The sequence below is a fragment of the Actinoplanes sp. NBRC 101535 genome (assembly GCF_030269225.1).
GTDB lineage: Bacteria > Actinomycetota > Actinomycetes > Mycobacteriales > Micromonosporaceae > Actinoplanes > Actinoplanes rectilineatus.
Window position 1 is genome coordinate 1 of record NZ_BSSY01000002.1, and the last position, 7,668, is coordinate 7,668.

Sequence of the window (7,668 nt, forward strand, 5' to 3'; positions counted from 1 at the left end):
GCTGTAGGCGGCAGCCACCGCCGATTTCGGGGTCCACACAACCACCGAGACTCAGCGGTGGCTGCTTGCTGTCCACGGACAAACCCGCACCGCCACAGCAGCTCAAAACGGATCTCCTGCTGGAGTACTAGGGTCATTGCGTTCTCGGGTAACTGCTGTTCACGGCGGTGATCAGGTCATCTGATCGGCGATTGGCCCGCCGGGCCGCTGGTCTGGCTGCCGGCGGCATGCTGAACCTGGCCGGTCCGGTTGCCGAGGGCATTGATTGACCAGGTCGTCCAGAATGCCGAGGCCGTTGGCGACCATGCTGGAGTTCTGAGCATTCGGGATGACCGAGCAGTCGTCGTTCGCGGTCCAGGCTGCGGTCAGCTGGGTCAGTCCAGGTAGGCGCTCCGCTGTTGACCGCGCCCTGGGCCGTGGTGTTGGTAACGAGTAGCAGCCTCGTCTATCGCCGGATCGAGACTGTGCCGCCGCTGAAGAGGTACAGGGACAGCTGCTCGGTGTCGTGTTCCTCCCGCTCATGGCCGCCGTAGCCGTCGTCGGAGACGTATGGCGCGATGAGTTCGAGGATCCGGTAGATCTCGCCCATGTCGTCATCGAGCATGAAGGTACGGGCGTAGAACCCCACTCGCGGATCTCGCCAGCATGGTTGAAGCCGCGGACCTGGCGTTGCAGCCGAGCGACGTCACCGCCGGCCAGGTAGCTGTCGGGATCGGGTCGCAGCGTCTGGTAAGGAAAATCTTCGTCCTCATCCGGGATGTCGTCGGAACTGGATGGCTCAGCACCAGGCGATGCCTCATCATCTACCTCCGCAGGGTTGGCTTCGATGCCGCACAGCCAGCGGAGCGTGTCCAGGATCGGCTCAGGCGTGACACCATGCCCTTGCGACAGCTGCCCTGCGGACGCGATCAGCACGGCCACCAAGGACTCGGACAGCGCGATCTCCTGCCCGCTGGGGAGCCGGAGGATCGCCGGGGAGAGTTCCGCCCCGGCGCGGTTGATCTCGGCGGCACGATCACGATCGTCGGAGGTGGGCTCAACGCGGGTCGCTTCGCTCAAAACGCTCGAACGCGCCATCTCGTCCTCCAGCTCCAGCTGTATCCGAAACAACTGTGACCGGAGGCTCCCCGGAAACCAACGCCGCGATTGCTGATGACTTCGGGCTCGGTGGATGAGCCCTCTCCGGGGCGCCGGAGTGCGTCGCAGGTCCGTGACGGGTCAGAGCGGGACGAGTTCCTGGGCCAGGGTGTCGGTCCAGGAACGGCGGGCGAAATTGCAGCCCGAGTGTTCGAGGAACTCGCGCAGGGTGCGGACCGGGCCGATGCCGAGCCGGTCGACCGGCGGGCTGTGCAGCATGTAGAGGACGCGGCGGCGGCTCAGCTCCTCGAGCCGGGCCCAGTCCTCGGCCGCGTGGTCGCTCCAGTGCCGGGGCTTGTCCTCGCGGATGTAATAGTGCCAGGTCAGCACCTCGGTCGGGTGGAACAGGTCGTAGCCCCAGGTGAAGGCGCGCAGGGCGAGGGTGATCTCCTCGCCGTGGAAGTAGATGTTCGGGTCGTAGGGGACTTCGACCGCGAACGAGCCGGGTGCGAAGAGGAAACCGGCGGCCAGGAAGATCGCCGGTTTGGGTGGTACGCCCGGTTCCGCGCCTTCGATGAGGCGCTGGCCGAAGATGGGAACCCCGAAGTCGGTCCACGTGTTGACGGTGATCTCGGCGGGTTCGCCCTCGCCGGTGAACTCCTGGTCCGGTTCGTAGCTTGCCGGGTACGCGGTGAGGATCGGCTTCTCCACGCCGGTCTCCGCGGCCATCCGGATCAGCCGGACGTCCCAGTCCGGGGCGAAGCGGGTGTGGCTGTCGACCTGGAGCAGCCACTCCTCGCCACCGTACTGCTGGAACGTCTTGTCCCGGGCCCAGCAGGCGCCCCGGCTCTCCCGGGCGTCGTACTCGTAGATGTCGACCTGCGGCAGGTCCCGGATCGCCGACACGTCCTCGTCACCGAGGTGCTGCCAGCAGACCGCGATCCGAAGTTCCTCCGGTTTCGCGGCTTTGGCGAGGCAGTCCAGGACCGTCGGGACGAGTTCCCGGTCGCGGTACGACGCGATCGCCACGAAGATCGTCATGCGACCGGGAAGACCGCGTGCGACTGGAAGAGGACGGCGATGGCGCGGTGCTCGTCGGCCGGGTCGGTGAACGGGAACAGCCTGCCCTTGGACCGGATGTGGGCGGTGAATTCCGGTTCCGGCGCCAGGCCGTACTCCTGCAGGTAGTAGCCGACCGATTCGGGCCAGAGCCAGTGGCCGTCGGTGCGGTACGAGATCGGGACGACGTCACCGCGGACCGGTTCGACCACGTCGGCGACCCGGGACGTGGTGGCCAGCACCGGCGAACCGGCGTCCAGGTAGGCCGCGACCTGCGCGAGGTCGTCGCCGGTCAGGCGTTCGTGGTCGGGGGTGAACCGGGCGCCGGCCGCGTCGACCACGTCGAAGACCCGGGCCAGCCGGATCGGGCCGGTGTCCCGGTCTGTCCAGATCAGGGCGCTGGAGTTGCGGGCCGCGGCGGTGTACGCCGGAAGTTTCTCGCCGGACGAGTACACCTCGACCAGCGGGGCGGTGATCCCGGCCGCGGCCAGCGCCCGCATCACCGCGGCTGCGGCCTGCGCCTTCGGGCCGTTCGTCTCCAGCACGTAGAGCGGGGCCGGCGGGATGACCTGCGCCGCCCACTCGGGGGCGATCCGCCAGCTGCGCCACAGGGCGACCGTCCCGGTCAGCTGCGCGGTGGTGGCCGCGGCGACCCGGTCGGGTTCGTCCATCAGGCCGTCCAGGCCGGTCAGGTCGGTCAGCGGCGGCGCCTGCTTGCTGAAGGCCCGCTCGCCCGGCTTGGCGGCGGTGAAGGTGAACGCCAGCTCGATCGTGCTCTCCGGCGCGGGAAGCGTCACCGTGCCGGTGTCGGCGAGCGTCAGCCGTGCCTCGGCCAGCATCGCGTCGGGGACCCGGCCGCCGAGGTTCAACAGGGCGGTGTGCAGCTGGTCCTGGTCGGTCATCCCCGCATTCGACCATGCCGGTGATCGAGGAGAGAGACCGCGGGGGGTCTCCTGCCCCAACGGACCGATCTTCCTACCCGTTCATGAAGGCGCGTCATGAGGGCACGGATATCAAGGAGCGGAGAGCCCGATGTGTGGCCACCTCGGACGGCTCGGTGAACGTGTGCTCCCGGCCGCGGATGTGGTCGAGGAGCTCCGGGTCGGGGCTCAGCGCGTACATGCTCAGGTAGTGCATGACCGCGTCGGTCCAGATCCAGCGGCCGTCGGTGCGGAAGGTCATCGGGATCAGGCCGCCGGCGTCCGGGTCGAAGACGTCCGGTTCCCGGGCCGGGGTGCTCACCAGCACCCGGCCCTGTTCGAGGTAGCGCAGCACCCGGGCCAGTTCGTCGCCGGCGGAGAGCACCGGATGGTCGGCGTCGAACCGGCCGCCCTGCACCGGATCCCACCCGTCGAAGACCCGGGCCACGGTGACCGGGTGTTCCGGCTCGGCGGCCCACAGCAGGGTGGCGTGGTCCAGGGCCAGACGCTGGTAGTCCGGCAGTGCGATGCCGGGCGCCCACACCTCGACTTGCGGCTCGGCGAGACCGGCACGGGCCAGTTCACCCTGCAGCCAGTCGGTCGCGCCGGGCAGGGCGGCCGGTTCCGCGCCGGTGTGCAGCAGGTAGACCGGGACCGTCGAACGCCACGACCTCCAGAGACCCAGCGGACGGTCGATCTGCTCGAGGGCATTCACGGCGATCGCATCGTACGGGGATGCGGGCCCGGCCGTGAAGGCGTGCGCGGGTCGCACCCCACCGGATGCCGGAACGGCCCCGCCGAGCAGGGCGATCTCCGGGGCGCCGGAGAGGACGGCGGCCAGGAGACCGGCGTCGTCGGGGTGGACCGGCACCCGTTCCCGGTGCACGACGTCGACGATCGAACGGGCCACCTCGGACAGCCGGCCCTCGGCCAGCTGGGCACGCAACCGGCAGACGACGTCGTCGGGCGTCCAGCCCGCCATCCGGAGCAGCAGCACGTGCAGGCGGGGAAGGACCGGGGTGGCGGTCACGGGAGTGCTCCGGCGCGTACCAGAGAGGCGAGTGCGCGGTGGACGGCGACGGTGTCCGCCGGGTCCTCCGGATCGAGCAGCCGCGCCCGCACATGACGCAGCAGATCGGAATCGGTCATCGCGCCCTCCTCGAGCACCCGGTCGGCGAGCGTCGACGGCCACACCCAGGCGCCGTCGGTCCGCAGGTCGGCGGTCATCGGCTGGGCCGACCGCAGATAGGTGACCACCGGCAGGATCTCGTCGTCGTCCAGGACCGCGGTGGCCGGACCGCCGGCGGCCGTCCGCACCTCCCCGGCCGGCCACGGCGCCCAGATCAGCGCGGACCGCGACAACGCCGCCCGCTGGAACGCCGGCAGCGGCAGACCGGGCAGGAACACCTCGACCAGGCCCGCGTGCCCGGCCGCCGCGAGCGCGCGGTGCCCCCGCTCGGCGGCCTGCGGAAGCTCGTCGTTGGGCAGCATCGTCTCGACCAGGTAGACCCGGACCGCGGTCGCCTGGTCGCCGGGGCCGAGGTCGATCCGCCAGCTGCGCCACACCCCGGTGGTCCGCCGCTGGTCGAGCGTGCCGAGCAGCGCCTGGTCGAACACGTCGACGATCCCGCCCACCGTCTCGTCCACCACCAGGGGTGAGCTCTTGCCGTAGAACGGCAGGTCAGCCGGGGGGAACGGGATGAACGGCGTGGTGGGTGGCGCGTCCACCGCGTCGTCGGGGGCCGGCGTGGGCAGCGGCGTGCCCGGCGGCAGCAGTGTCGCCAGCGCCGCGATCTCCTCCTCGGCCTGCGGGAACGCGCCGAGCAGACGCGCCGCGCAGGCAGTCCCGTCGCCGGCGGCGACCAGCGATCGCAGCTCGGCCAGCTCCTCGTCCGGGATCCGGCCGGCGGCACGCAGACAGAGCAGGTGGAGCAGACCGGCGCTCATGATCGCGCGGTCTGCCGGAGGAAGTCGGCGGCCAGCCGGACCGGTGCCGGGCCACCCGGGTTGACCAGGGCGTCGTAACCCTCGTCCGCGGTGATCACCAGCAGCTGGTCCAGGTCCACCAGGCGCCAGTCCGGTGCGGCCACCCGCTGCCGGTGCGGCGCGCTGGTCGCGACGATCACGCAGCGCACGTCGTCGGGCGAACGGTCCACCAGCGGGTTACCGTCCCCGTTCATCGCCAGGTCGAACGTCGAGTCGCGCAGGACCGTGCGCAACTGCGCCATCTCCACCTCGCCGTCCAGTGCCAGCCGCAGCAGCGCGTCGACCGGGTCGGACGGCGAGTCCTCGAACCGCGGGAAGTACTCCGGGTTGCTGCGGAACCGGCCCATCGCACCGTCCGCCTCGACCGGCCACATACCGATCACCGCCTCGAACGGCGGATCACCGTCCTCGTCCGCCCAGGCCGGGTCGATCAGCAGCAGGAAATCGTCGCTCACAGCGTCCACGGCACGACCTCGAGCTGCCGCTCACCGAGGGACTCGCGGACCACCTCGTACGCCTCGGTGATCTCCTCGTCGCTCATCATCAGCGTCTCCCGGATGAAGTCGCCGATCAGGCGGAACGGCGCCGGGCTGCCCGGGTTGAACAGCACGTCCACCCGGTCCGGAAGCAGCGACACCAGCTCGGTGAGGTCGATGCGGCGCCACTGCGGCGCGCTGGCCTGCTCCCGGCGCGGCTGACTGGTGGCGATCACCATGCACGGCACGTCGTCCGGCGAGCGCATGACCAGCGGACGGCCGTCACCGTTGAGGGCCACCTCGAAGAGCGAGTCGCGCAGCACCAGCTGGATCTGCTCGGCCTGCACCTGCCCGCGCAGGGCCAGCCGGAACAGCGCGTCGACCGGGTCGGCGACCGCGTCCGCGTCGCGGGCACGGTAGTCCGGGTTGGTGCGGAACGCGCCGACCACCCCGTCCGCGCCGACCGGCCAGATGCCGACGACGGCACTCATGGCGAGTTCGTCCGACGGCCAGTCCGGGTCCATCAGCAGCAGGTAGTTCTCGGTGGTCATCGGGCGCCCATCTCCCACGGCACGACCGTCACGCTCTCCTCGCCACGGAACGTCGCCTGCAACGCGGCGACCTCCTCTGCGCTGAGGGTGGCGGTGTGCCGCAGGAAGTCGCCGGTCAACCGGACCGAGGCCGGGCCGTTCGGATTGATCATGACGTCGATGCCGTCGGCGAGCCGCTCGATCAGCGTGTCCAGCTCGATCCGGTGCCACTCCGGCGCGAACGTGCGGGCCTGATGCTGTGCCGAGGTCGCCACCACCACGCACGGCACGTCGTCGGGGGAACGCACCACCAGCGGGCGGCCGTCGCCGTTCATCGCCAGGTCGAGCAGGGTGTCCCGGAGGACCAGCTGCACCTGCTCCATCGTCGCGTCGCCGCGCATGGCCAGCCGCAGCAGCGCGTCGATCGGGTCGGTCGGCGACTCCGGGCGCAGCGGGATGTATTCCGGGTTGCTGCGGAACCGGCCCATCACGCCGTCCGCGGACAACGGCCACAGGCCGACCACGGACCGCATCGGCGGCGTCTCGTCCCCCTCGCGGCGCTGCCACTCCGGGTCCATCAGCAGGAGATAGGTCTCGTCCGGCTGGTCAGTCATGATTCTCCGATCAGGCACGGGTCAGCAGCACGGCCAGCGCACGGTGCTCCGCGGCGGCGTCGACGTCGACGGCGGCGTACCCGTTGGCCCGGATGTGGCCGAGCAGCTCACGGTCCGGGGCCAGCGAGTATTCCCGCAGGTAGTAGGTAACGGTCTCGGTCCAGATCCACTGGCCGTCGGTGCGGAAACTCAGGGGCACGACCGGCCCGCGGTCCGGCGCGAGGACATCGCCGGCGGTCCGGGTGGTGACCAGGATCGGCTCGCCGCCCTCCAGATAACCCGCGATCTGATCGGTCTCGGTCGCGGACAGGATCTCGTGGTTGTCGTCGAAACCCACGCCGGCCGCGCCGCCACGATCGAAGACCCGCGCCAGCCGCAGCGGCCGCCGATCACCGTGGGCCCAGAGCAGCGCGGAGGAGCTGCGGGCCAGACGGTGATAGGAGCCCAGATCAAAGCCGATGGGGTACGCCTCGAACTGCGGCGACTCCAGGCCCGCGGTGACGAGGGCCCGCATCACGGCGGCGGTCAGCCGGGCCAGCGGGGCGCCGTCGAGTGCCGCCTCGAGCAGGTAGACCCGGGTCGGCGCGGTCCCGGCCGGTTCCCAGGGCGCCGGAGCCCGCCACGAACGCCACAGGGCCCGCGCCCCGGATGCTCGGGCGACGGTCTCGACGGCGACACGGTCGACCGGATCCGGCTGCTCGGTCCCGGTCAGGTCCAGCAGGGCGGGGCCGTCCGGATCGGTGGAGGCGGAGAACGAGTGCGCCCGATCCACCGGGTCGGCCAGGGACGTCCGGATCCCGTCGGCGAGCCGCAGACGGGCGGCGGCCAGGACGTCGTCCGGCACCCGGCCGGCCAGCCCGAGGAGCATCCGGTGCGACCGCGCCACGGCGTCGTCGTCGTTCACCGTTCCCCCCGCTCCCGCCCGGCTCCGTCCGGAAGTATTCGACCACACCGCGGCGGCCGGACGGCCGGACGCCGGGGGCACTTGCCCGTCCTTCACGGATTC

Annotated in this window: 10 protein-coding genes; 1 reads left to right on the top strand and 9 read right to left on the bottom strand. The window is 70.9% G+C overall.

Features of this window, described 5'->3' with window-relative positions:
- Window positions 1-445: 445 nt before the first annotated feature.
- A complete protein-coding gene (locus tag QSK32_RS05205) occupies window positions 446-604 on the bottom strand; it encodes a hypothetical protein (RefSeq protein ID WP_169792497.1) in 159 nt (52 codons plus the stop codon).
- A gap of 41 nt (window positions 605-645) precedes the next feature.
- On the opposite strand from QSK32_RS05205, the gene QSK32_RS05210 reads away from it, so the two are divergent.
- On the top strand, window positions 646-1,116 hold the full coding sequence (locus QSK32_RS05210) for a hypothetical protein (RefSeq protein WP_285471347.1): 471 nt from the start codon (window positions 646-648) through the stop codon (window positions 1,114-1,116).
- 102 nt (window positions 1,117-1,218) lie between these two features.
- Here QSK32_RS05210 and QSK32_RS05215 read toward each other — a convergent pair whose 3' ends face one another.
- The 8 genes from QSK32_RS05215 to QSK32_RS05250 form a co-directional block, all read right to left on the bottom strand.
- Complete coding sequence (locus QSK32_RS05215; protein WP_045745374.1) at window positions 1,219-2,118, bottom strand: GlcNAc-transferase family protein; 900 nt, start codon at window positions 2,116-2,118, stop codon at window positions 1,219-1,221.
- Complete coding sequence (locus QSK32_RS05220) at window positions 2,115-3,038, bottom strand: hypothetical protein (protein ID WP_045745375.1); 924 nt, start codon at window positions 3,036-3,038, stop codon at window positions 2,115-2,117. Before QSK32_RS05220 ends, QSK32_RS05215 begins: the two co-directional genes overlap by 4 nt.
- A 94-nt stretch (window positions 3,039-3,132) precedes the next feature.
- On the bottom strand, window positions 3,133-4,086 hold the full coding sequence (locus QSK32_RS05225; protein ID WP_285471348.1) for a hypothetical protein: 954 nt from the start codon (window positions 4,084-4,086) through the stop codon (window positions 3,133-3,135).
- Entirely contained in the window at window positions 4,083-5,003 is a 921-nt protein-coding gene (locus QSK32_RS05230) for a hypothetical protein (protein ID WP_285471349.1), read from the bottom strand. The genes QSK32_RS05225 and QSK32_RS05230 overlap by 4 nt, the downstream gene beginning before the upstream one ends.
- Window positions 5,000-5,497, bottom strand: coding sequence for a type VII secretion system-associated protein (locus tag QSK32_RS05235; RefSeq protein ID WP_285471630.1), 498 nt, complete (start codon window positions 5,495-5,497; stop codon window positions 5,000-5,002). Before QSK32_RS05235 ends, QSK32_RS05230 begins: the two co-directional genes overlap by 4 nt.
- Window positions 5,494-6,069: a type VII secretion system-associated protein gene (locus tag QSK32_RS05240; protein WP_045745378.1), complete on the bottom strand. Its 576-nt coding sequence runs from the start codon at window positions 6,067-6,069 to the stop codon at window positions 5,494-5,496. The genes QSK32_RS05235 and QSK32_RS05240 overlap by 4 nt, the downstream gene beginning before the upstream one ends.
- On the bottom strand, window positions 6,066-6,662 hold the full coding sequence (locus QSK32_RS05245; RefSeq protein ID WP_045745379.1) for a type VII secretion system-associated protein: 597 nt from the start codon (window positions 6,660-6,662) through the stop codon (window positions 6,066-6,068). The genes QSK32_RS05240 and QSK32_RS05245 overlap by 4 nt, the downstream gene beginning before the upstream one ends.
- 10 nt (window positions 6,663-6,672) lie before the next feature.
- Window positions 6,673-7,566: a hypothetical protein gene (locus tag QSK32_RS05250; RefSeq protein ID WP_285471350.1), complete on the bottom strand. Its 894-nt coding sequence runs from the start codon at window positions 7,564-7,566 to the stop codon at window positions 6,673-6,675.
- Between the last annotated feature and the right edge of the window lie 102 nt (window positions 7,567-7,668).

Excerpts from the sequence above, each read along its gene's own strand:
- QSK32_RS05210 (WP_285471347.1), top strand. The coding sequence starts at position 646 with ATGGTTGAAGCCGCGGACCTGGCGTTGCAGCCGAGCGACGTCACCGCC.
- QSK32_RS05245 (WP_045745379.1), bottom strand. The coding sequence starts at position 6,662 with ATGACTGACCAGCCGGACGAGACCTATCTCCTGCTGATGGACCCGGAG.
- QSK32_RS05240 (WP_045745378.1), bottom strand. The coding sequence starts at position 6,069 with ATGACCACCGAGAACTACCTGCTGCTGATGGACCCGGACTGGCCGTCG.
- QSK32_RS05220 (WP_045745375.1), bottom strand. The coding sequence starts at position 3,038 with ATGACCGACCAGGACCAGCTGCACACCGCCCTGTTGAACCTCGGCGGC.
- QSK32_RS05205 (WP_169792497.1), bottom strand. The coding sequence starts at position 604 with ATGCTCGATGACGACATGGGCGAGATCTACCGGATCCTCGAACTCATC.
- QSK32_RS05230 (WP_285471349.1), bottom strand. The coding sequence starts at position 5,003 with ATGAGCGCCGGTCTGCTCCACCTGCTCTGTCTGCGTGCCGCCGGCCGG.
- QSK32_RS05215 (WP_045745374.1), bottom strand. The coding sequence starts at position 2,118 with ATGACGATCTTCGTGGCGATCGCGTCGTACCGCGACCGGGAACTCGTC.